This window comes from Gemmatimonadaceae bacterium (assembly GCA_020846935.1).
In the GTDB taxonomy this organism is placed as follows: domain Bacteria; phylum Gemmatimonadota; class Gemmatimonadetes; order Gemmatimonadales; family Gemmatimonadaceae; genus RBC101.
Map to the genome: position 1 here is coordinate 1 of JADLCY010000011.1, position 23,915 is coordinate 23,915.

A 23,915-nucleotide genomic window follows, 5' to 3' on the forward strand; every position below is an offset into this window, starting at 1 on the left:
ATGTGCTTGTAGCGGGCCATGGCGCCTCTGCTCGACGGGGGACGGACCACCCTCTAGCTTCTACCACTCGCCCTGCAAAGTCTCTGCCGCTCGCTAGCCGCCGCCGGGTTTTTCTACAGCTTCGTTATACGGTCGGTATGAAGACCGCCGTCTCCCTCCCGGATCGGTGGCCCATAGCCGTACGACCGCGGTCGAGCACCATGCCCGCCAAGCGGGTACCGGGTCGCTCATCGCCATCCTCCCTCGGCTGCCGGGGCGCTCGATCACGGCGTACGGCTGGCGCGACACCTTGCCAGGTGGCACGTGGGAGATCATTGGCGATGGATCACCCGCGATGGCGATGACCCAGCATAACGAGATCCGGTGGCGACGCTGGCGGCTGACGACGGCCGTGGACGGGATCTTCGGCGTCAGGTATCCTAACGAGGATCAGTACCGCATGGACCGCCTGGGCCTCTCGGACGACGCCGACGGAGGTCTTTCGCGCGCGGCGTCGGTCCAGGCGCAGGCGCCGGTGTACGTGCAAGATGCCGCTTACCTCCGGCTGCGCGAAGTTGCGGTGTCCCTGCCGTTGCGTCGCTCGCCGGGAGGCCCCGAGGTGCACGCCGAGGTCGCGATCCGGAACGCGCTCACCTGGTCACGGTTCGACAACCTTGATCCGACGTCACGACGGTTGGTGACGGCGACTTCGGCGCGCTTCGGCCCGGCCGCGGATGTCCCGATCATGCGCGCCCTCAGCGTCGCGCTGTCGTACGGCTTCAACCCATGAGCTGCGCCTGTGGCGGTGCGCAGGACGAGACACGCGTCGCTCGGTTTGTCCCCTTCCCTCGACGATGCGTTCGCCCGCGCGACGCGTAGACAGCATGAGCCGTACCGGGACTCGTGGGCGGAGAGTTAAGCTATTGACGGCAGCCGTTCGAAGTCGATGAGACTGTGTTGCTGAGTGAGGAATGCCTCCGCGTGAGATTGTAGAAGCGTTCGATGCAGTCGAAGGTGTCCGGCGACCGCCTAACGCGTCGGCTGGCGTGACAAAGCCGCTCGCGCTGTGCAGTCGCTGGTGATTGTAATACGTCACGAACGCCGCCACGAGGACCCTTGCCGCCTCCACCGATGGCGGGCGATGCGGCCGAATCGTGGTGACCCTGAGCGTCTGGCGCCAACGCTCGATCCTCCCATTCGACTGCGGGTAGTACGGCGACGTCCGTACGTGCGTCATGCTGCGGGTGCGAATCAGCTCTTTGAAGTCGCGAGCGACGGAGGGGGGACCGTTGTCGGAGATGATGCGGGGATGCGCCGGGGGGTACAGCTCGCGGGCGCGCTGAATCACGATCTCGACCTCTGGCGTCGTCATCTGCGCGGAGTTCCCGGTGCAGGAGGTATCGGCTGGCGCCGTCCAGGAGCGAGCAGAGGTGGTGGAACGTCCCGGCGGCGTCGACGTAGCTGACGTCGGTGTGCCAGTGGTCGTACGGCAGCGTCGGCTGCTCGAAGCCGTCGCCTTTCCGCGAGGGCGGCGCCACCGGACCGTCGTGGCAATGGCGCGGAGTCGTGAGAATCCCAGGGGTGACGACCCGTTTGTGCGTCAAGGTGTCCTGCTGCCAACCTGTGGGCGCGGGTGCCGGCGTCACTCTCCGCGGAGGTCACGACAATGAAGAAAGGCGGCTTGGCTGTTCTCGCACTCGGCGTCCTCCTGGCTGCCCCGGCCGGACCGTCCGAAGCCCAGGGGATCCGGGGATTGATCAGGAAGAAAGCGGAAGAGGCGGTGAAGGGTCCGGAGGCCGCAAAGGCGGAGGAGATGCCGGGAGCGCTCAAGAACCCGGACGTGATCCCGATCAACACGGCGACGATGGAGTACGTCAAGCGTGGCCTGAACGTCGAAATCTCCGAGCGCGCGGCCCTCACGAAGTTTCTCTCGGGGATCAAGACACAGGAGGAGTACCAGACGTGCAGCAGCGGCGTGGCCATGACGCCGGAGGGCCAGAAGGTCGCCATGCGCATCGGCGACCTCCCGGAAAACGCGACCCAGGCGCAGATGCAGGCCGCGATCGCGAAGATGAACGAAGAAATAAGCGCCCTCGTGCTCAAGGCGTGCGGTGAGGATCCACGCAAGTACGCGGGCAACTGGCGCGGGCAGCGCCTGCGTGAAATCGAGGAGAAGGCCGCCGCCGCGGCCGGCCCGGACACGGGCGACGACGTCGAGCCCGTCGCGCCGCAGACCGCTTCCGAAGCGGATGGTGAGGCGCTGCAGATGGGGCCATTCCTGGCGCCGGCGCCTGCAGCGGCTGGAATGACGCCGCGGCAGTATGCCATCTACAAGGAACGCCTGGCCGCCTTCTGCACGGCCATCAAGAGCGGGTGGAAGCCCGCCTCCACGCCGATCGTGAAGATGCCCGGCTCGGGCAGCGCTGTGTGGTACTTCACGCAGGATGAAGTGCAGGACATGCTGAAGAAGTGCGAGGAGATGATGGCGTTGATTGCGCAGGTCACGTGATCGGGAGCGCCGTCCTCGCACTGGCGGTGCCCGGGCTGCTGTGGCAACCCGTGCGCCCCGGCGTGTGGGAGCGCGAGATGCCGATGGCGCCTCGTGGTCCGCTGGCCGAGGTGCGGGTGGTTGCCCTCCGCTTCGACCCGGCGCAGGTGCGCTTCTCCCTGCAGGACGTCACGCGGGACTACGGCCTTCGCGGGGCGTGGAACGTGGACAGCATGCCCGGTTCGGCGACCGCCGCGTTCAACGCGGGCCAGTTCATCGGGGGATCCCCCTGGGGCTGGCTGGTGCGCGACGGTGTCGAAGCGCAGGCGCCCGGGACGGGTTCCCTCGGCATGGCGTTCGTCGTGGACGCGGCGGGCAGGTCCGCCCTCGTGATGCCCGGCGAGCTGGCCGGCGTACGCCCGCGGGCGCACGTGGCCTTCCAGTCCTACCCCGCCCTGCTGGTGGACGGCAAGCTGCCGTGGGAACTGCGGGCTGCGGGGCGCGGCGTGAACCTCACGCACCGCGACTCCCGGCTCGCGATCGGCATCATGGCCGACGGGTCGGTAATCGTGGCCCTCACGCGCTTTGACGGCCTGGGCAAGGCGGCGGAGACGCTGCCCTGGGGCCCGACGGCCACCGAGATGGCAGCGTTCATGAAGTCGTTAGGCTGTGTGCGTGCCATGCTCCTCGACGGCGGCATCTCCAGCCAGATGGCCGTGCGACGCGCCGACGGCACGCTCGGGCGCTGGAGCAACTGGCGCAACGTGCCGCTGGCGCTCATCGTCTCGCCGCGTGACACCCACGCGAGCCGATAACCCTGGCGCGCCACGGGGAGCGGGCAGCACGACGACCTCGTCGAGCCGTACTCCAGTGCGCCGTGGACACCGCGACGCGGGCAACCGCGCCCGGTACGAGTAGTCCCGCTGGAGCTGCGCGAGGACGTCGTCCGTAGCGGCGCGAGATCAGATGGAGAACCGGCCGGCGCCCCGCTGATCGATCGGGATGTGGCCGCTCTCGTCGATAAGGAGCCGCCTGGGCGCGTCAGAACCTTGAGGCGCTCGTCGCATCTGTCCCGGCGCGCCTCATCGCAGAACCTGCCCTTTGCCCTACCGGCCCGATGCCGCTACTTGACGAACACCATCTGCCTGACGGTCAGACGGCGCTCCGCCACGGCACGGAGGATGTCGGTGGCGGAGAGGATTCCGACGAACCCGCTCGCGTCCGTAACGATCGCGCGCTGCACTCCGGCCTCCAGCAAACGTTGCGCCGCGTACGACACTTCGGTGTCGGCAGGAAGGGTGCAGACGGTTTTCGACATGGCTTCGCCGACGGTGTGGCTGTCGAGGAATCCCATCGCGCGGCCTTCGGCGGCGACGCGCTCAACCACATCCTCGCGCCCGGTCCACAGGTCAGTGAAGTACCTCGAAGACCACTCGTCGCCCTCACTCCACTCTTCCACCGGATCCGCTTCGTCCTCCCGGGTTTCATCGCCAACCACGGACTCGAACTCCAGGAGGTCGGGTGCCGAGAGAACACCGACAACGCGACCCGCGTCCACGACTGGCGCTCCCTGGATCCGACACGTGACGAGGGTATCGACCGCCTGACGGAGCGTCTGGTTTGGCGCAAGGGTCACCACATTGGGCGTCATGATCTCCTTGACTCGCAGCATGGGGCCTCCGGCGTGGGTTCACCGGGAGAATACCGCGTACCCCGGCGACCGGGAGTCAGCAGTCGACGACGCCTCTGTGAGGGAACGGCCGACGCCTAACGCCGTCGCGGGTCGGTGATATGGCATCTGGCGCACATGGCCATTGCCTTGCGCCCCAGTCGATTGGCGTCGAAGTCCCGACCGTGCGGATTGACCCCCCACCCCGTGGTGGCGTGGCAGCGCAAGCAGGTGGCCTGGGTATGACACGTGGTACAGGTCGCCAGTTCGAGGCGCGCCGCACGGCCGTGCTGAAGCAACCACTGCGGCTGCGCGTTGTGGTAGGTGGCAGCGTCGCGACCCTCCGCCTGGAGTCCCGAGGCCTGGTGACAGGCGCGACAGAAGACCTCGGTGTTGTGGCACGAGGCACACTCGCGGTCGCGCGCATAGGTGGACGCTGCATGCCCGGCGGCGTAGTTCGGCGGGTGAAAGGCGCGCCGCGATTCCCCGGCGTGACAATCCGAGCAGAAGCGCTGGGCGTGACATCCGGCGCACGACGTGAGCCCCGACGATGCGGCACCACGGTGCGACTCCACGAAGTTCACGGGATGTGGGCGGACCAGGCGCGGCGTGGTGTCAGCACTCCGGCGGACGTCGGTCGCGCGCGGGAGCCATCGTCCTCGGCCGTCCACCGGAGCGCGTCTCAGCTGAACCCCTCGCGGCGACGACGTGGGCTCCGGAAGAGCGCGCAGGACGGCGCGCGCCCCCAACCCCGTGTGGCAGGTCGTGCAACTCGAGCGCGCATGACAATTGGCGCAGGTGGCGGCACCGGCGATCGCGGCGGGTCCATGCCCGCGAATGAAATCCTCGCGACGGTGGCTATCCGGCGTTGGCCACACGGGCGCGCGGGCACGCACGAGTTGCGCCACCCGTGCGTCGGACCCGAGAGTGGCCGCGACCGCCAGTGTGGCCACGTTGAGGTGGCAGCGCGCGCAGCTCTCGCGCGCGTGACACGTGGCGCACGTCGCGGCCGCGAGCGGCGAACCCGGTGCATGCTGGGAAACAAACATGCGCGCCTCGTGTGTGGTCGGCTTCGGCAGGGCGCCGACGTCGAGGCCGCGTGCCGCCGTCAGGGGAACGTGGCACGCCTGACACCGATTCGCCGGGTCGAGGTGAGCGGGCGCCCGGTGGGCGTGGCAGCCCAGGCAGGTCGTGGCCCGGGCCGCCGTCACGTCCATGAATCCCCGGCCGGTGGTGCCGGCGTGACATGTCGTACAGACCCGCGCCGCGCTATCCCCAACCACAAAGTGCCGCTGGTGTGAGAATGCGAGCAGCCCCTGGGGTGCCGGGCGCGTCGGCGCCCGCCACTCCACGCGACGGACATCAGCGCCGTTGTGGCAGGCCACACAGGTGGTGGGGTTCGGAAAAAGGGCGGCCGCCGTATTCCCCGTGACATCAGCGTGGCACCCTTCACAGGTGGGAAAGAGACGCGCGTGCGCCGCATGAGGAAAGTCGCCCGGTGCCCTGAGCCGAACGATGCCGGTTTTCGCGACCGTGCGTGACGCGATCCCCGCAACGGATGGCACTGCCTGGGCGGAAAGTCCGAGCGGATGAACGACACGGCAGGTCAGGAGCCCCGCGAACAGAGTCGCCGTCGCGCGGAGCGCCGTCCGCAGCCACCGCTGCCTAACGCGCCGGCCCCTCATCGGTCCCGCCCCGGGTCCGCGCCCACCGCCCACTCCAGTCGGACGGAGGCTCGACGCTGCGACCAGTCCGGTCCCACCGCATCGTTGGTCAGTCGATGCCGGTATTGCCCGGCCTCCACCCGCAGGCGCAGGTCGGGGCGGAGCGCCATCGAGGCGTGTGCAAAGCCGCCGAGTACGCGCCCCGTCCCGACGCGGTACTCGTAGATCGTCTGTCGTGCGCTGAACGATGCGCCAAAGTCCGCCTCACGGGTGGGGCGCCAGAGGAAGCCGGCCAAGCCGTCGGTCTGCGAGGCACCAACACCCACGTCCGCACCATACGAGGCCACCACAGACCAGGCCTCGCCCGGTTGCCAACTCCCGTCCATCGCGAGGCGCCACCCATCGGTGCGCAGCGGCACCGACTGCAGCCCCGTCCCGGGGTCGCTGTACCGTCGCCGCGCACTCGATGCACTCACACTGCGACCTCCGTCGGCACTCGTCCAGGTTCCGGTCACGCGCACCTCGTCGAAGCCAACCGGTGCGAAGGCACCCCAAATGGTCCACAGCTCGAAGAACGGTCGATGACGTCGCACTTCGGCCGAGAGGTCGAGCCCGCGGGTGATGCGTCGCGCGGCACGGATGCGTGCCTCATTCGCGATCCCGCTCGCCAGGTCGTACGCGAGGGCTGCGTCCATCCGTGCTCCCAGCCACCGCGTCGACCCATCGAGCGCGACACGGTCGGCGTACACCCCCGACCGATCGTCGGCGATGATGCGCAGGTAGGCCGCCGTCAGTGCCTGTACACCGCTCGTTGACCGCCACCTGCCCCTCCCCCCCACCAGCCATGCGCCATTGTCGGGCGGCAGGTCATCCACCTGTCCGATCTCTTCGGCGGTGTAGGCTTCGTTGATCCCCTGCACCAGGGCGCGTCCGCCGAGCACTTCACCGTCGAACGCGCCCCCGCGAATCAGGAGGGATCCGCCATCGTAGCTGTATGCCCCCAGCCCTCCCAGCGTCCACTGCCTTCCGAGGCGGAGGCGCCCCCGCGTTCGATCCACTTCCACGTACGCATCGAGCAGGTCGAATGGATCCGCCATTCGCGGCCATGAGGGATCGCCCTCCCCGAGGGGCGTGCGCGCTCGACCGTGCGCGTGAACCGAGATCCCTTCCCCCATGCCCCACCCAGCGACCGAGATATCGTGCAACACGGGTTGCAACAGGACTCGCGTCGCGGCGGCGAGGAAGGCGCAATACGCGACGCCGTCCGGGCAGCTGACGATGGTACCATCGGGTCCCCGACGGATCCCGTTGCTTTCCGTCGTCAGCGAGCGCGCGACGGAGTCGCGACGAAAGGGGCGCAGGTCGATCCCCTGCCACCACGACGACCCCGTGATCCGCACGCCCTGCGCTCCGGCGTTCGTGGCGAGGAGGGCCATCCACGTGACGAGATGTGGCCAACGCATCACTCCGTTCCCCCCGGCCAGGTCACGAGGTGGCACGTACCACAGTCAGCTCCGGGCTTATGGTCTCTCTGCTTCGCATGGCAGGCGAGACACACCTGGCGGCTCGGTGGCAACGTTGCGGTGCCGGCCCTCTCGTGACACGATCCGCAGGTCACATGCGTGGAGCGCGTATGGACAGCATTCGCGTCCGCGTGACAGGTGCCGCAGACGGCGTTTGCGCGGTGATGGTCGGTGTGGCACGACGCACAGCTCACCGTTACGGCCTTCGTCACGCCGCCGTCGTGGCACGAACCGCAGGGTACGGCATCGTGCCTGCCGTGCGACATGGGCAAGTCGCGCTGAACGGGCGTCGCGCGTCGGGTCACACGGATGGGCGTTGGCACGAAGGCCGTCGCCGATAGCTCCGACGGCGTATGACAGGTTGCGCAGGTTCCCGCGCGCGCGTCCGCCGCGTGATGACATGACTGGCACCCGGCAGGTGCGGTGATGGTCACGGTCCCATGCGCTCGCGCCGTACTGTGGCACGAGGTGCAGGCGACCTTCCGGTGCCTGGCATGGTCGAATGTCGTGTCGCGCGCTGGAAGTCGATCCAGCGGCTGCATCGACGCCTGCGAGGCGTCCGAGTCCACATCGCGAGGCCCGGACCTGCGAGGCACGACGTGCCCCATCGACGGGAGCGAACGCTCCATACCTCCGGAAGGAGCCGGTGAGGCTGCGCGCCGTCGGAGCGGGATGGGTCCGCGACGATAGATGTCGCGGTGGCAATCAATGCACCTTGTGCCCTGCACCTTCCAGCTGTGCGGCTTGTGGCATGCCCCACACTGGTCGAGCGTGTGTGCACCAAGACCCCGGTGAAAGGCCGTGAGGGTATCGGCCGACGCGTGACACCCAGCGGTGGCGCACGACGTGAACGCCTTGCCCGCCGTTGACTGATCGTGCGGGTTGTGGCAGGTACCGCAGGTCGCCTGGTGTGGATCCTTGTCGAGGTCTCGTTCGGCAAGCTTGGCGCGCATCTCATGGCACGAGAAGCACTCCGGGCGAGCCGGCACCAGCGCCTGACGCGTGGAATCGATCGGGATCTTCTCGTTGACGGATCGGCCAAAGTCGTGGCAGGTCACGCAATGCAGCCCGCTCTGGCCGGCCATCGCACCGAGGCGCACCTCCGTGTCCTCGTGACACCCTGACGACTGGCACGAGACGTCGGTGGCCCTGAAGGCGTGAACGTCCCGGGCGTGGCAATCGATGCACATCAGGTCGTTCAGGACCGACGAGTCGCTCCTGAAGTGCACCGCATGTCCGGCGGTTGCGATGACGCGCTTCCAACTGGAGTCTGCCTGGCTCTGCTCGTGACACTCGGCGCAGATCCGGTTGGGGACCGGGGCGTGTTGCGGGATCTTCTCAGGACGGTCGAGGACCCAGTAGTAGAGTTCCTGCGCACTGGCAAAGATCGACTGCTGGTGGCACGCGTGGCACTCGAGCTTATCGTGTTCCGAGACACGGAACCGATTGAAGGCGCTCTTCATGACGTGACAGCTCGCGCAGAAGTCGTTGTCGTGCATCATGAAGTTCCAGCTCCACGCGCCCGCGCCACCAACCACGCCGATGGTGAAGAGGGTGGTGGCGCCCAGGGCGATCTTTGCCCCACGCGACCGCGTCACCAGCCACGTCCAGATCCCCGTGCGATGCCGCCAGCTGAACACCAGGGCCGTGACACTGACGACGGCGGCCAGAACGATGCCCCCGATCTGTATCCACTGCGGGACTTCGTTGAAGAGGAAGCGGAAGAGGGCCGCCGCCCCCCCCGGGAGCGGTGCCTGGTCAAATCGTATGGAGTCGGCCGAGGTGGAGTCATGCACCCTCGCCACGCCCTGCGCGGCGGCGCGTGTCCACGGCGCGAGGGCCACGCAAACGAGGACGGCGGACACCCGTTCGCAGGTTGCCCGCCGTTTCGACTCACCGGTGGCGCGTAACACCTAGTTGCTGGCCTTCCGACCGAGGATGATCTGATCGTACGGCGCGAGCCGCAGCCCCGGCGGCGCAGCGACGCCGTAGTCCCGGGCTACCTGGGCGATCGACGCGCGGAGGAGCGCCTTCACGAGGAAGGGGTTGTGCGCGTCCGACCCCGGCATCCCCGCCAGATTGTAGTTGAACAGAGCACCGCGATACGTGGTGAGACCCGATCCCTTCTGCGCGGCAGGAATGAGGGGGCTCTGGAGCATGCCGTTCAGCGCCCCGCGAAGCAGCGCGATGTCCGCGTCCGCACTGGTGAGCGCCGTCCGGGCACTCGCCTCGGTGTGGCACCCCGACGCCGCACATCCCTTGAACGACCGTTGGGTGAGCTGCGTGCAGCTCTGGTCTGCGGTCGGTTGTCCGTTGCCGTCGACGCACGGAATGGCGGTGAAGCGGTGTCCGGTGACGGTCACGATGAACTTGTTCGTCGCCTTGTCGTTCACGGCGTACTTCTGCACGTGACACGTCGCACAGAGCCGCGGGTTCTTCTCGGAGCCGTGCGACGACTCCGTCTCGGTGAATGCAACCCCGGGAGGCCACCAGCCGGCGGTGCCGAGGACGAGCGGACCGTGCGGGGCGTGCGGGGCGGTGTTGCTCGACTGGGCAAGGTCGAAGTTGCCGCGTCGGTTGTGGCACTTGATGCAGAGGTTGTTGTCCGGATCACGTGAGTCGATGGGAAACCGCAGCTGCCTGGGGTTCGCCGAACCATGGGGGTCGTGGCACACCGCGCAGGTGGTCCCGATCGCCGTGCTGTTGCCCACACAGCGGCCGTTCACCGCCGTGGCGCAGTTGGGCTGCTCGACCTTCTCGGTGTAGTTGGTGTTCACCCCCCAGGCCAGGAGCACCTTCTGGCCCACATGGCAACTCTGGCAGGCGGCGCGTACTCCGCCGGCGACTTCACCGGGTGGGAGAGGACTCGTTGGCGTCGCAGAGTTGAAGACCGTCGTCCGGGCCGTGGCATGACGGGTCTTGCGCCAGTCCTCAACAAACGGTTGATGTGAGCCTGAGTGGCACTCGGAGCATCCCGTCGTGATCGCGGTGCCGGTGTCCGCCTTGGCCGAGGGGAGCATCTGCCCGCGCGCCGGGACGCCGATGTGCTGCAGGCCAGCGCCATGGCAGCTCTCGCACTGCACGTCCTGGTACCGCGGATCCTTTGTCGAACGCCAGGCAACGGCGGTGTCAATGGTCGCGTTCCCCAGATTGCTGACGGTGTGACAGGCCTGGCAGAACCCCTGCTTTCCCGCATTGGTGTCCAGCGTCTGCCACGCGCCCGCGTGTTTCGTCTCCTTCCACTTGCCTTGCTGGCTGACATGACAATTGCCACACACCGTCCGCTTGGCCGCGTGGTCGTCGTAGCCGACGAAACTGGCGGCTGCGGCCGGTGGGGCGGCGAAGTTCGGTCCGTCCCGGTACACAATCTTCTCGTCCACGCAGCCCGCGAGGAGGAACAACACACCGGCGACTGCCGGCATACGAGCCGACCAATGACCGTCACGCATCGACGCACACCTCATCAAGGGTGGTGCCGTTCCGATGCGTGCTCGACAACGAGGGACCGCGATCTGCGCGATCGTTGAGGGGCACGCAGCGCGCTCCATAATAGATACGTGCGGGACGCGCGCTATCCGGACGTCCCCTACACGCGTGTGGGATGTCACGCTCCTGCGCGAGGCCTGCGGTCTGCCACCGCCCGATCAGATGGCCACTGGTCGCTGCGGCCAGACGCTCTGGACGCGCGCCATGTCTGGATCCCCAGGCAAGAGGATGCAGGCGTCAAGGATCTCAGCCGAGTCGGCGAGCGCACTCACGCACCCGTGTGCTCAGCGCGCTCTGGGCAGAAGGCAACAGATCCGCGATGGCCGGGGCCTACGGCCGCAACGCGGCGCCGAGCGCCCACTGCTCCAGGGCATGTCGCATCGATCCGAGGATCGCGTCGAACGCGACCGGCGCCATGATCTCGACCAGGCCCGCGGCGGTGAGGGCTGCGCCGAATGTGACGCCAAGCATCCCGCCAATGCGATTCCCCATCGTCCTTGCGAGTGGCGAAGTTGGAGCGTGCGTGAGCCGCCAGCCGTACCAGCGCGCGACGCCGCTGCAGAGGGTGCTCACCCCGACCGGAATCAGCGCCATCCCCGGGCGACGCAGCACGAGCACCATCAGCTGACGCTCGACGCCGGCATACCAGGTCCAGGCCACCACAAGCAGGACCATCCCCAGCGTGATGAGCCAAACGCTCCCCCACACCGCGGCCGTGCCGTGGTACGTCGCGTAGCGCAGGGTCGCATCCACAACGGCCTGGCGGCGGTGCAGCATGCCGTCGATGCCGGCAATGACGCCGGCGGCGGCAAACGCGGCGATCGCCGCCGCCTGCCACCGCCGTTGGGGATCGATCGCCGACAGGAGCCCGAAACCGATACCGATGGCTCCGCTGGCGAGCACCGCTCGATGCCACTTCATTCGACACCTCGGAATCTTCCGGCCGATTGTGCGCGACGAACTCGCGCACGGCGCGCGCGGCCCCTTGCCCGCGACTGGCCGTCGCCCTCTTCGATTACTGCACGATGCGTGTTGGCGTCGCGCGGCTCACCATCGAGCCGTTGCCCAGTGCGTGGTTGCCGCCCTCTCCCCAGCAGTACACACCGCTACCGGACAGGCTCAAGGCGCAGATGTTCATCCCACCCGCGCTGATCTGCCGGAATCCGCCGGCGGGCATCGTGACGGCGGTCGGCACATTCCGATTGTCCCAGAGACCATTTCCGATCTCGCCATCATTTCCGCGCCCCCAGCACCAGGCGGTATCGGTGGTGTCGAGCGCGCACGTGGTGTTAGCCCGGGCCGACACGGTGCGAAAGCTGACGCCCGCCGCAACAGGCACGGCCGTGGGCACCATGACGCTGCTCGGCTGCCCGCCGCCGATGCCGAGGTACCCGCCGCTGTTGCTCCCCCAGCAGTAGATGCGTTCGATCGTCAGTCCCGTCGTAACGGCGCACACGCGAGATCCACCAGCCGCAATGCTGCTGAACGTCAGCGGAGCAACACCCGATCCGACGACCTGGACCGGCGTCGATCGGTGCACCTGCTGCCCGTCCCCAAGCGCCCCCTGGAACCCCGCCCCCCAACACCAGGCCGCGCGCACCTGCGTCACGCCGCACGTGATGTTGCCCCCGGCGCTCACCTGAACAAAGTCCAACGGGGCCATGCCCGTTCCGGAGACCTTCGTCGGCGTCGCCTGCACCGTTGACGTTGTCCCATTTCCCACCTGCCCATAGATGTTCTCTCCCCAGCAATACACCGCGCGCACAACAATCCCGCAGGTGTGGTTCTCGCCGGAATGAATCGATGAATACACTCTCCCGCCACCCGGACCGGAAGCGGACACCAGGACGGGCGCCGTGCTGCTGGTCGACGCGCCATTCCCAAGCTGTCCGCTCTGCCCATCGCCCCAGCACCAGACCTCGCCAACGGTCGTCAAGCCGCACGCATGCGCTCTACCAGTGGTCACCTGCACGAATGGGTATGCTGCATTCACCAGGAAGGGGACGGGCTCGCGGGGGTCCGCGCGGACGGAACCGAGTTGCCCATCGAAGTTCGCTCCCCAGCAGTACGTACCACCCGGAGCAATGCCGCAACTGAATCCCGATCCCGACGAGTTCGTGCCCCCGGTGGAGACCGCGCTGAAACTGATGCGCACGTCGAACGGAGCGCTCTGCCCGACAATCGTCCCCACGTATGCTTCCAGCCGATACCCACTGCCTGGGCGATCCACCGTGAGTCCGGGAAAGTCAGCCGTGCCGGCTGGCGCCAGCTGCGTGAGAGTTCCTCCCAGCTGCGTGCGCGGCCACGGGGCGTTCGCCAGCCGGAGGGAGACGGTCTGGTTCGCGACGACGTTGTCGAGGCTGTCGCGCGCCTCAATGCGCACCGAAGGGACCATCCGCAGGTTCCCCTCGACATTCGGAGGTGGCTGCGTGACAAAGACCAGCTTGCCCAACGGGCCGGCAATGACGTCGAACGGCGCCGTCGGAGGAGACGTCAGCGTCCCGGACGTGGCCACCAGAGCATAGCCTGTTCCCGCCCTGGCGATCTTCACACCGACAAACTGCGCCAAGCCGCCGGCGGCGTTCATCGATACCGTCCCGCCTACCGTCGCGTTGCCGGGGTTGGGCGCCAGACTCAGGGTCACCGCTCCGGTGAACGACGTCACCCGCGCTCCACCGCCGTCCTCGGCGGTCACGGCCACTCCAAACGGTTCTCCGGCCTTCCGGTCTCCCGACACACCCGATGAAAGGAGCGCGGCGCGAAGGCGGGCGACCTGTTGTGCCACGTTCACCACGGCCTGGCCGACTTTGCCGTCCACCGTCGCGCTGATCGTGGCGCTGCCGTTTCCGACTGCGGTCACCACACCTGATGGGTCAACGATTGCCACGGCGGACGACGACGACGACCAGACCGGCGTCTTTCCGCCAAGGACTGTCCCCCTTCCGTCCTTCACCACCGCCGAGAACGTCTGTGTTGCGCCAAGCGTTGCCAGGGAGACCGAGGTCGGCGTGACGTCCACGCTCGCCGTGACTCCCGCGGGGGGGCCCGACGGAGCCTCGGTTCCCTTGCTGCAGCCCACCGCCGCCAGGAGAGCCGCCACTGCGGCCACCAGGATCAATCGCATGAGAGGTTCCTCCAGTTCGACTCGCCAGAGCCTTCCATACAACAGAACGCAAACCAGTGCCAATCGGGGCCATCGGCCTGCCCGGCCAGACTCCCAGACTCCGGACGGCGACGCGGCCCGACCGGCGCGCCTGCTGGTGGGCAACAGCTACCGCGGAGCTGGTCCCTGCCTCGAATCCCGTCGCGGACGGCGCACGCGCTCCAGGTCGACGAGCACCGCGGCGGCTCTGGAACGGTGACCGGGGAAGCGACGATAGACCTCAGCACTCTCCATCAGCAAAGATTCGGCCGCCGCCCACTCCCGTAGCCGGACCTTTGCCCGCGCCAGCAGATGCGCGGTCTCGGCGCGCCGATAGTCGAAACCCGGAAGCTGCGATTCCTGGATGGCGCGTGCGGCCCGAAGTACAGAATCCGCTTCCGAGACGCGCCCGGTGTGCAACAGCACCTCCCCGAGCGTCGACTGCGCCTCGGCCAACCGTGGGTGGTCCGACAGCAAGGCGACGCCGAAGATCGTGATCGCTTCGCGCACCTGTTGTTCGGCCTCGGCGTTCCTCCCAGTTCGCCCGAGGATCATCGCCAGGTTCCGCCTCGAGGCACCCACATCGACGGCCGAATCGCCAAGCGCGGCCCGGCGCAGCGCCAGCGCATCGCGCACCAGGCGCTCCGCCTCCCGGAGATCTCCGGCGTAGGCCCGCGCCACCCCAAGGTTGTTGATGGCCGTCGCTGTCCGTGGATCGCGTGGGCCATAGATCACACTCCAGCGTTCCACGATCTCACGAAAGACCGTGGCGGCACTGTCGAACGCACCGATGCGCACGAGCAGAACGGCCAGATTGTTTGCCGTCTGCAACGTCACGGGATGGTCGGCGCCGAGCACCTTTCGTCGGATCGCGAGCGCTTCGCGACCGAGCGGCTCGGCCTCCGTCAGTCTCCCCTGATCCTCGAGGTTGCTGGCGAGCGAGTGGAGCGAGTACGCCACATCGGGGTGCCCCGGCGGAAGGACGCGTCGACGGCGAGCGAGCACTTCACGATTGAGCGACTCCGCCTGTGCCACGCGACCGAGCTTGCCCCAGGTGACGGCCATGTTCCCCAGCAGGGTGAGAACCCGCGGGTGATCCGACGGGAGCGCCGCCTGTCGAATGGCAAGAGCACGGCGATACACCGAGTCGGCTCCGTGATCCTGATTGAGCTGGTCGAGCGTGACGCCGAGGTTGGCCAGATCGGTGGCAACGCTCAGACTCTGCGCACCGAAACGCGCCTCATCGAGCGCGAGCACTTCGCGATGCAGCGACTCGGCGCGCGTCCAGTCCCCCATGTCCTCCAGGTTGTTGGCCACTTCGGAGAGCGTCGCGACGTGGCCAGGAGATTGGCGGAGCTTGGCGCTTCCCTGCTGTATGGAAAGGGCACGCCGGAGCAGCGAGTCCGCGCCTGCGTAGTCGCCAGCGAGGTTGAGCACCGTCGCGAGGTCGGTGAGCCTGGCCGCAAGTTCTTCCGCGCCGCGCCGACCTCGGGATTTCTCGGCGATCGTCACGGCGCGACGCAGTGCCGCCGTTGCCTCCGGGATCATGCCAAGCTCGCGATACGTGACCCCAAGTACCCCCAGCAGTTCCTGCTGCACGCCAGGCTGATTGCCAAGTGAGGAATCCACGCGGCGCAGCCCGCGGTCAATCAGGTCACGGGCAAGGGTCTCCCGCCCAACGGACTCGTCGGGATTGGCACTCCGGAAGAGGCCAATGACGAAGTCACGCGTCTCGCGCGCCTTGACTGCCTCGTCTCGCGCCACGCGCGCCTGCCACAGGGTTCCCGCGAGGCCCGCCACGAGCGCAACCACCACGACCGCGGTCGCGGAGACCGTCACAACATTGCGCCTCACGAACTTGCGCAGCCGGTACCGAAGCGAATCGCGGCGGGCCAGGACCGGCAGTCCGCCACGGTAGCGGTGGAGATCCTCCAGGAATGCCTCGACGGACGAGTAGCGCTGTGCGGGATCCTTGTGCAGGGCGCGCGAGAGAATCGTGTCGAGATCACCGGCGAGCAACCGCTGCAGACGGCCTGGATGGCTGGCGCGACGCCTGGCAATCTCCCCGGCCCCCACCGTCTCGGCAGAACCGCGCACGACGGGCTGGCCAGCGGCGACGCTCGCCCGCGGTGGCTCCACATGGCAGATCACGCGTTCCAGCTCACCGGGCGTCAGCCGCTCGAACTCGTGCGCGCGATGTCCGCACAGCAGTTCGTAGAGAACCGCGCCCAGCGCATAGATGTCCGTGGCTGTGGTGATCGTCTCCCCGCGGACCTGCTCGGGTGCCGCGTAGTCCGGCGTCAGCATCCAGAGTCCGGTAACCGTCTGTCCCGCTCCGGCCATTTCGTGGCCGGCCAGCACCTTGGCGATGCCGAAGTCCAGGAGCTTCGCCGTGCCGTCGGCGGTGACCAGGATGTTCGAGGGCTTGATATCCCGATGGACCACGAGGTTCTGGTGCGCGTACTGCACCGCGCCCGCCACCTGTTCGAAAATCGTTAGGCGCTGGCGAACACCCAGTTGGCGTTCGTCACACCACGTGGTAATGGGGACGCCGTCGACATATTCCATGCCGAACCACGGCGCGCCATCGGCCAGCGCTCCGCCATCAACGAGGCGTGCGAGGTTGGGGTGCTGCAGGCCCGCGAGAATCTGCCGCTCGGCGATGAAGCGCGACATGATGTCCGCGGACTGCGCCGCGTTGCGCACCAGCTTGAGCGCCACCCGCTGCCGAAACCCGCCGTCGGCGCGCTCGGCCAGGTACACGACACCCATGCCGCCGCGTCCGATCTCGCGCTCCACCCGCCATGGCCCCACCAGGGCTCCGAGGAGACTCGTGTCGCGGGACGCGGGAGCCGCGATGCCGAGGACTCGCCCCGCTGGTTCGTCCATGAAGTCGGCGGCTCGATGCAAGGCCACGACCAATGCCTGCACTTCGGACCGGAGGGACGGGTCGCCCTCGCATGCCTGGTCCAGGGCCGCATCGCGAGCTTCCGGCGCGACGTCGAGTGCCAGGTCCAGGAGTTCCTCCAGCCGCCTGGCGCGCGAGGAGGCCCCGCTCATCTAACCCTCCATGTCGAGCCCGGCGCCCTCGGCATGCAAGGCGCGGTACAGGAAGGCACGTGCCTTCTGCCATTCGCGCTTTACCGTGCGTGGCGACAGGTCCATGACCTCCGCAGTCTCTTCCACCGAGAGGCCCACGAAATACCGGAGCTCGACCACGCGAGCCAGACGTTCGTGCTCCTCGCCTAACGCGGTGAGCGCTTCATCAATCGCGACAATCTCGGCACCAGGGTCCGGAGCGGCCACGTCGAGTCCGTCCAGCGACTGCCCTTTCAGGCCCTGTCCGCGCTTGGCAGCCCCCCGCTGCCGCGCGTGGTCCACGATGATCTGCCGCATCGCAGTCGCGGCCACGGCATAGAAGTGCTGGCGATCGGCGTATCCCGCGCGATTGGCGTTCACCAGACGCAGATAGGCCTCGTGCACCAGTGCGGTCGTGACCAGCGTCTCGCCATGGCGAAACCGCGCGAGCTCCCGATGAGCCAACTGATGCAGCTCATGGTAGACCAGCGAGAACACCTGCTGCAGCGCCTCGCGGTCACCATGCCTCGCCGAAGCCAGCAGGGTCGTGATCGCCTCGGAAACCGACATCGATGGAGGGGGGAGGCCATACGTGCTGATCCGTGACCGAACATATGAGCGCATCCCGTCACCAGCAAGCCATCGCTCCGCGTCTCTTGCGGATGCCTCGAGCCTCCCCGTGCCGAGCCCGGTGAGAGAGGCGTAGCGGCCCACGCGGTCGCATTCCGCGGGGCGTCGTGTGATGCGGCAAAGGCGCCAGGCGGTGACCCGAGACGGGTGGAGGCTGCGGCCGCGCCCCCCGATGACAGCAGGTGGGTTGACGGCTACGATCGTCAAGCGGCAGCTGCGCCACCGCGCTTGCGGAGTGCCCGCGGCACAGCCCAACGTTAGCCGGCGACAACAGGACTGAAGCGGCTTGGACCTTCTGCGGATCGGAATGCCTATTCACATTGACCTTCTCGTCAATCAACGACGTTGCCCAGCCCTCAGCGCGGCATTGCGCTGCACGCGGAACGGCGAAGCGATTGACTGACATCACGGCGCACCTCTCCGCGGCGCTCGCCGACCGCTACCGCATCGAGCGGCGACTCGGCGAAGGCGGGATGGCGACCGTCTACCTCGCCGAGGATCTCAAGCACGACCGCAAGGTGGCGCTGAAGGTGCTGAGGCCCGACCTCGCCGCCGTGCTCGGCGCCGACCGGTTCGTGCAGGAGATCAAGACCACGGCACAACTCCAGCACCCGCACATTCTGCCGCTCTATGACAGCGGCAGCACGGCAGCGGCACACGGCGGCAGCATGGAGTTCCTGTACTACGTCATGCCGTACATACAGGGGGAAACGCTCAGGGAGAAGCTCGATCGGGAGCACCAACTCGGGATCGACGAGGCGGTGAACATTGCCACCGAAGTCGCGGCCGCATTGCAGTACGCGCATGGGCGAGGAGTCATTCACCGCGACATCAAGCCTGAGAACATTCTCTTGAGCGACGGACGCGCGATCGTCGCGGACTTTGGAATCGCGCTGGCGGTAAGCGCGGCGGCCGGCGGCCGGATGACGGAGACAGGGGTGACGCTGGGCACACCGCACTACATGTCGCCGGAGCAGGCGACGGCGGACAAGCACATCACCAACCGCTCGGACATCTACTCACTCGGCTCCGTGCTGTACGAAGCCTTGACCGGTGAGCCCCCGCACACTGGCTCGTCGGCGCAGATGGTCATCATGAAGATCGTGACGGACGTGGCGCGACCGGTCAGTGAGCTGCGCAAGGCAGTGCCGCCGCACGTCGCGACCGCAGTGGCGATTTCCCTGGAGAAGCTCCCGGCGGATCGGTTCGAAAGCGCGACAGCGTTCGCCGAAGCGCTTCACTCTCCCGCCTTCATCTCGCCCGTCGCGATTGACACAAAGGTCGGCGCCGCACGCCCGGCGTCTCGGCGCGTCGCCCTGCCCGCCTTGATGGCGGCTACCCTGCTGATCGGCGTGCTCGCCATGTGGGGATGGATGCGCCCGAGTCGAACACCTTCGGTCGCCCGGTATCCGACCACCCTGGGCACGTCCGATGCCTTCGATGGAATGACCTTCGCCGTCGAGGCCGCGCTCTCACCCGACGGAGCATCATTGGTGTTTCGTAGTCCGCCGACGGGACCCGGCCAGCTCTTCGTCAAGCGCCGTGACGAAGTGGTCGCGCAGCCGCTGGCGGGTACGGAAGGTGGCTCTGGACCCTTCTTCTCCTCCGATGGTGCGTGGATCGGATTCGTCGCTCACGGACAACTGCGACGGATCCCGAGCAAGGGCGGAGCGTCCCTCAAGCTCGCGGACTCCGTCGACGCGACCTTCAACCGCGGAGCGTGGCTCGAAGACGGTTCGATTGTTTATTACGACTCACCGACCAGCTCGCTCCGCCTTCTCCGTGCAGGAGGCGCCTCGTGGAGGGCCATCGTCTCGCCCACGACGATCGACGGGCGTTTCCCGTGGCTGCCAACGCCGCTTCCGTCTTCGCGCGGCATCCTGTTTACCGCCCATCACACAAACTGCGTGGGGGTGGTCAGCTGTCGCCCGAGCCGCGCGTACGTGTACGACGCACGCCGGGATACCGTTCGCGCGCTCTTCGACGACGCCATCGGTGCATGGCACGTGGCCACCGGACACGTGTTGTATTTGACCAGCTCCGGCACTCTCATGGCCGTGCCGTGGGACAACGCCGCTCTTGCCCCGAGGGGGCGGCCGGTGCCGGTTCTCGACGGCATTCAGGCTCCGGGATTCCTCGTTTCGAACGAGGGGACCGCGTACTACTTGCTCGGACGTCCGGAATTCGCGCGGGGCCCAGTGCCGAATGCCATCGTCGTGTGGGTGAATCGAAGCGGGCGGGCGGAGCCCGTGGATTCTTCGTGGCAGGTTAACACGGGGGGCAGGTACAATGGATCGGCGGAGACCGATTGGGGACTCGCACTGTCGCCGGACGGACGGCGCATCGCGCTCACGCAGCTTACCGATCTTGGCACCGATATCTGGATCAAGGAGCTACCCACTGGGCCGGTGTCCCGGCACACGCTCTACGCGGGTGAGGACCGCTCTCCCGCGTGGGCGGCCGGCGGGCGTGCCATCACGTTTCTCTCGGACCGGCCGACTTCTGCCGACACGACTCAGTCCGCGAATCGGTTCAACGTCTGGGAGCAGGCTACTGACGGCACGGGTGAACCCAGGCTCCTCTGGGGAAAGGATGGTCCGACTTACGCGTTCCGGAGTCTTGACGGCCGGTGGCTCGTGTTCGGCGCAGCCAGGTCGACCGGGGCTGCCGCGCAGGCGGACATTCTCGCGGCGCAGCTGGGAGTGGACAGCATGGCGCGCGAGATCGTGGCGACGGGATACAACGAGGGTGGCGCCGCGCTGTCGCCGGATTCCCGCTGGCTTGCGTACGTCTCCAATGAGCAGGGCGCGAACGAGGTGTTCGTGCGCCCGTTTCCGAATGTGAACGGTGGCAAGTGGCAAGTCTCACGCGGCGGCGGCAGTGCTCCGGTTTGGGCGCACAACGGGCGCTCGCTGTTCTACGTCGCGGATGGAACGATGAATGAAGTGAAAGTCCATCCGGGTCCGCCGTTCTCGACGGAACCACCGCGTGCCCTCTTCGCGATACCAAGCGGAGTCCGCGCGGGATCCCTGGAGCGGGGCACGTTTGCGATTTCGCCGGACGATCAGCGGTTTCTCATGGTGCGAGACAACGACTGGCGGGACATGGCAGGAGCGCCTACCCTCGTGGTGGTGCAGAGCTTCTTCGACGAGCTACGGGCGAAGCTGAGAAGGTGATCGCGTGCAGCATTCAGCCGGTGGGGTCTGCCTGCTTCGCTCGCTGCTATGTGTCGGCGGCAGCTGACGCTCAACGTGGGCCAGAGGCCAACAGCATGGCGATTCGCAAACCCTCGAAGACGAAGCGTGCTCCGCGCTCCACACTCTCGGACCTCCAGCTCGCGCGGGTGCGCACGCTGTTCGATCCGCGCTGCACACCGCATCCGGATCCGAGGATCGCGAGTCAGCTGCGCCATGCGTATCGTCTCGAAGGGCCCGCCGTCATCTACTTCGAGAGCCGGCCGGACTGGCGCGGAGGTCCCGAGTGGATGGTGCATGATATCGCGAAGTTTCGCTTCACGAAGAGCACCGGGCAGTGGTCGCTCTACTGCCAGTTCCGCGACCTGAAGTGGCACGGGTATGAGCCGCTGCCGCACCACGCGAGCCTGGCCGTCCTTCTCGCCGAAGTCGAGCGCGATCCGACGTGCATCTTCTTCGGGTGACGGCTCCAGGCAGCGCTTGCGCCGGCGCCACCTAACGGGCGTTGGTGCATAGGGCGGGTTGGCAGCCCCGGCCGCATCGGACGTGATGGTCGGGCGGGGCCGCCAACGCGCAGCGATGGAATCGGCCGACGCACAACGTGCGGACTATCCCCACCCCTTGCGCGCTCGCAGCCGAGCGATGTGCGCGACGTGGTGGGGCCCATGCCAGGCGTAGAGCGCCAACATGTAGTCGAGGGAGTTGCGCCCCTGCTCCGGATGCGTGTACTCGCGCGCGTAGTCGGCGGCGGTCATGGCCTGGAGCAGCCGCACCCAGCGCTCGTGCAGCGCGTCGAGCATGGTGAGCGACACGTCGATCGGCGTCGAGCGGGAATCCTCCAACTCCGCCCATCGGGCCTCGTCGTACGTCTTCACGAGCGGCGCATCTTCGGTGAGCGCGAGCTTGAAGCGCACGTAGGCATTGGCGTGGCTGTCCGGGACGTGGTGCACCACCTGCCGCACGGTCCAGCCGCCGGGCCGATAGGGTTCGTTGAGCTGTGAGTCGTCGAGCCCCGCTACGGCGGCACGCAGCGCCGCCGGCGTGGCGGCGATGGCGGCGATGTACTCGGCACGTGCGTCCTGGGTGTAGCTGCTCGGGCGCGAAAAGCGGCCGATCGGGAATCGAAGGTCGTCAGACATGGTGAGACCGTGGGGAGGCGCGCGATGACAATCTATCGCGTCCTCGCCCACGGTCCGTTGTGATGTCGGCGCCCGCGCCGCACCGTTCTGTCGCAAGCATGCTCGCATCCAACCGTCACCCAACCACCCGGCCAATGACGCCATACAAGTACCTTGCGATCCCGGCCCTCCTCGCCGTCACGGCCACGGCCGCCGCACAGCGCCCGCTCAAGGTGTACATCTCCGTCGACATGGAGGGGATCGGCGGCGTCGTCACGAATGAGCAACTCGGACCGACGGGGTTCGAGTACCAGCGCGCCCGTCAGTTCATGACCGATGAGGTGAACGCCGCCATCCAGGGCGCGCGCGAGGCCGGTGCGACGCAGATCCTCGTCTCCGACTCGCACGGCAATGGCCAGAACATCCTGATCGATCAGCTGCCCGCCGACGTGACGGTGATCCGGGCATGGCCACGCCCCCTCATGATGATGGAGGGCATCGACTCCACGTTCGATGCGGCGATCTTTCTGGGGTATCACGCGGGCACGTCCAACGTGAACGGCGTCCGGGCCCACACCATGTCCAGCGCCACGCTGACCGGTGTCGCCCTGAACGGGACTCAGGTTCCCGAAGGGGGCATCAACGCCGCGATTGCCGGCCATTTCGGGGTTCCGGTGGTGATGGTGTCGGGAGATGACGCCGCCATCGAGGAAGTGCGCCGATTCACCGGGCAGATCGAGGCAGCACAGGTGAAGCGCGCCATCTCGTTCCACTCGGCGGCCACGCTCACTCCCAAGGCCGCGCAGGAACTTGTCCGACAGGCTGCCAAGGCCGGCGTGGAGCGTCGGGGATCGTTCCGGCCGCTCCGGCTGGCGCCGGGCATCGCTCTCGAAGTGTCGTTCAAGCACTACCGTGCCGCCGAGATCGTGGCGTACCTGCCGAACGTCGTCCGCGCCAACGCCCACACGATCCGTTTCATCGGACGCGACATCCTCGAGGTGTCACGCTTCCTCGAGTTTCTCAACACCTACCAGCCGGACCTTTCGCCGTAGGGGCGCCGGGCTGGCGCTGCCGCTCCCGCGCCCGACGCCCTTAGTTTTCTGCGCCGCGCCCGCTATCCCGGGCCGGCGCAGTCCCTCGCGGAGGACAGAACGACATGGAGTGGATCAGCGAACCCGGCGCCTGGATCGGCCTGCTCACCCTCACGGTGCTGGAGGTCGTGCTCGGGATCGACAACATCATTTTCATCTCGATCCTGTCGGGCAAGCTCCCGAAAGCCGAGCAACCGAGGGCCCGGCGTCTGGGCCTGATGGGGGCGTTCGTCACCCGCATCCTGCTGCTGCTGTCGATCGCGTGGATCGTCCGCTTGACGCGCCCGCTGTTTACGCTGTTCGACGTGGAGTTCAGCGGTCGCGCAATCATCCTGCTGGTGGGCGGGCTGTTCCTGATTGCCAAGGCGACCTATGAGATCCACGACAAACTCGAGGGTGAGAGCGCTCATGAAAGGACCGATCGCGTGGCCCGATCGCTGGCTGCGGTCGTCGCGCAGATCATGGTCGTGGACATCGTCTTCTCGCTCGACTCGGTGATCACCGCGGTCGGCATGGTCCAGCACGTAACGATCATGATCGCGGCCAACGTCATCGCGCTTGGCGTGATGCTCATGGCGGCCGGCCCGATCTCGGACTTCGTGGACCGCCACCCCACCATCAAGATCCTGGCGCTGGCGTTCCTCGTACTCATCGGCACGAACCTGATGGCCGAGGGCCTCGGCCAGCATCTGCCCAAGGGCTACACGTACTTCGCGATGGCCTTTTCGGTGGCCGTCGAGATGATCAACCTGCGGATACGCCGGAAGTCAGAGCCAGTCGCGCTGCGCGACACGCCACGACTCGACGACGCGGAGCTCCCGCGGGCGTGAGGCTGCCGCGTCGGCTCAGGCAT

The 23,915-nt window shown here is 67.4% G+C and carries 17 protein-coding genes; 7 read left to right on the forward strand and 10 right to left on the reverse strand.

Annotation, left to right across the window (positions count from 1 at the left end; translation table 11 throughout):
* Positions 1 to 166 precede the first annotated feature (166 nt).
* Positions 167 to 769, forward strand: coding sequence for a hypothetical protein (locus IT361_12555; GenBank protein MCC6318507.1), 603 nt, complete (start codon positions 167 to 169; stop codon positions 767 to 769).
* On the opposite strand, the gene IT361_12560 is transcribed toward IT361_12555, so the two are convergent.
* Entirely contained in the window at positions 665 to 1,351 is a 687-nt protein-coding gene (locus tag IT361_12560) for a transposase (GenBank protein MCC6318508.1), read from the reverse strand. The genes IT361_12555 and IT361_12560 overlap by 105 nt on opposite strands.
* Positions 1,352 to 1,645: 294 nt before the next feature.
* Here IT361_12560 and IT361_12565 point away from each other — a divergent pair, with 294 nt between their 5' ends.
* Together IT361_12565 and IT361_12570 are read left to right on the forward strand one after the other, a co-directional pair.
* Positions 1,646 to 2,488 (forward strand): hypothetical protein, encoded by an 843-nt coding sequence (locus IT361_12565; protein ID MCC6318509.1) that lies wholly within the window; start codon positions 1,646 to 1,648, stop codon positions 2,486 to 2,488.
* Positions 2,485 to 3,282 (forward strand): phosphodiester glycosidase family protein, encoded by a 798-nt coding sequence (locus IT361_12570; GenBank protein MCC6318510.1) that lies wholly within the window; start codon positions 2,485 to 2,487, stop codon positions 3,280 to 3,282. The genes IT361_12565 and IT361_12570 overlap by 4 nt, the downstream gene beginning before the upstream one ends.
* Positions 3,283 to 3,590: 308 nt before the next feature.
* Here IT361_12570 and IT361_12575 read toward each other — a convergent pair whose 3' ends face one another.
* The 8 genes from IT361_12575 to IT361_12610 all read right to left on the reverse strand — a co-directional run bounded on the left by IT361_12575 (position 3,591) and on the right by IT361_12610 (position 17,599).
* Positions 3,591 to 4,139, reverse strand: coding sequence for a CBS domain-containing protein (locus IT361_12575; protein ID MCC6318511.1), 549 nt, complete (start codon positions 4,137 to 4,139; stop codon positions 3,591 to 3,593).
* Positions 4,140 to 5,817: 1,678 nt separating this feature from the next.
* The gene (locus IT361_12580) at positions 5,818 to 7,263 is read right to left on the reverse strand and encodes a hypothetical protein (protein ID MCC6318512.1); all 1,446 of its coding nucleotides are present in this window, start codon (positions 7,261 to 7,263) and stop codon (positions 5,818 to 5,820) included.
* Positions 7,263 to 9,188, reverse strand: coding sequence for a hypothetical protein (locus tag IT361_12585; protein ID MCC6318513.1), 1,926 nt, complete (start codon positions 9,186 to 9,188; stop codon positions 7,263 to 7,265). The genes IT361_12580 and IT361_12585 overlap by 1 nt, the downstream gene beginning before the upstream one ends.
* Before the next feature lie 48 nt (positions 9,189 to 9,236).
* Positions 9,237 to 10,772: a hypothetical protein gene (locus tag IT361_12590; GenBank protein MCC6318514.1), complete on the reverse strand. Its 1,536-nt coding sequence runs from the start codon at positions 10,770 to 10,772 to the stop codon at positions 9,237 to 9,239.
* A 367-nt stretch (positions 10,773 to 11,139) separates the two neighbouring features.
* Positions 11,140 to 11,730, reverse strand: coding sequence for a hypothetical protein (locus tag IT361_12595; GenBank protein ID MCC6318515.1), 591 nt, complete (start codon positions 11,728 to 11,730; stop codon positions 11,140 to 11,142).
* Between the two features lie 94 nt (positions 11,731 to 11,824).
* Positions 11,825 to 13,933: an Ig-like domain-containing protein gene (locus tag IT361_12600; protein ID MCC6318516.1), complete on the reverse strand. Its 2,109-nt coding sequence runs from the start codon at positions 13,931 to 13,933 to the stop codon at positions 11,825 to 11,827.
* Positions 13,934 to 14,080: 147 nt separating this feature from the next.
* Positions 14,081 to 17,011: a serine/threonine protein kinase gene (locus tag IT361_12605; GenBank protein ID MCC6318517.1), complete on the reverse strand. Its 2,931-nt coding sequence runs from the start codon at positions 17,009 to 17,011 to the stop codon at positions 14,081 to 14,083.
* On the reverse strand, positions 17,012 to 17,599 hold the full coding sequence (locus tag IT361_12610) for a sigma-70 family RNA polymerase sigma factor (GenBank protein MCC6318518.1): 588 nt from the start codon (positions 17,597 to 17,599) through the stop codon (positions 17,012 to 17,014).
* 455 nt (positions 17,600 to 18,054) lie between these two features.
* Here IT361_12610 and IT361_12615 point away from each other — a divergent pair, with 455 nt between their 5' ends.
* Positions 18,055 to 20,835 (forward strand): serine/threonine-protein kinase, encoded by a 2,781-nt coding sequence (locus tag IT361_12615; GenBank protein MCC6318519.1) that lies wholly within the window; start codon positions 18,055 to 18,057, stop codon positions 20,833 to 20,835.
* A 95-nt stretch (positions 20,836 to 20,930) separates the two neighbouring features.
* Positions 20,931 to 21,317, forward strand: a complete 387-nt coding sequence (locus tag IT361_12620; GenBank protein MCC6318520.1) for a DUF3024 domain-containing protein — start codon at positions 20,931 to 20,933, stop codon at positions 21,315 to 21,317.
* A 144-nt stretch (positions 21,318 to 21,461) separates the two neighbouring features.
* On the opposite strand, the gene IT361_12625 is transcribed toward IT361_12620, so the two are convergent.
* Entirely contained in the window at positions 21,462 to 21,992 is a 531-nt protein-coding gene (locus tag IT361_12625; GenBank protein ID MCC6318521.1) for a putative metal-dependent hydrolase, read from the reverse strand.
* A gap of 134 nt (positions 21,993 to 22,126) precedes the next feature.
* On the opposite strand from IT361_12625, the gene IT361_12630 reads away from it, so the two are divergent.
* The gene (locus IT361_12630) at positions 22,127 to 23,023 is read left to right on the forward strand and encodes a M55 family metallopeptidase (protein ID MCC6318522.1); all 897 of its coding nucleotides are present in this window, start codon (positions 22,127 to 22,129) and stop codon (positions 23,021 to 23,023) included.
* A 104-nt stretch (positions 23,024 to 23,127) separates the two neighbouring features.
* Entirely contained in the window at positions 23,128 to 23,892 is a 765-nt protein-coding gene (locus IT361_12635) for a TerC family protein (GenBank protein MCC6318523.1), read from the forward strand.
* Positions 23,893 to 23,915: the final 23 nt, after the last annotated feature.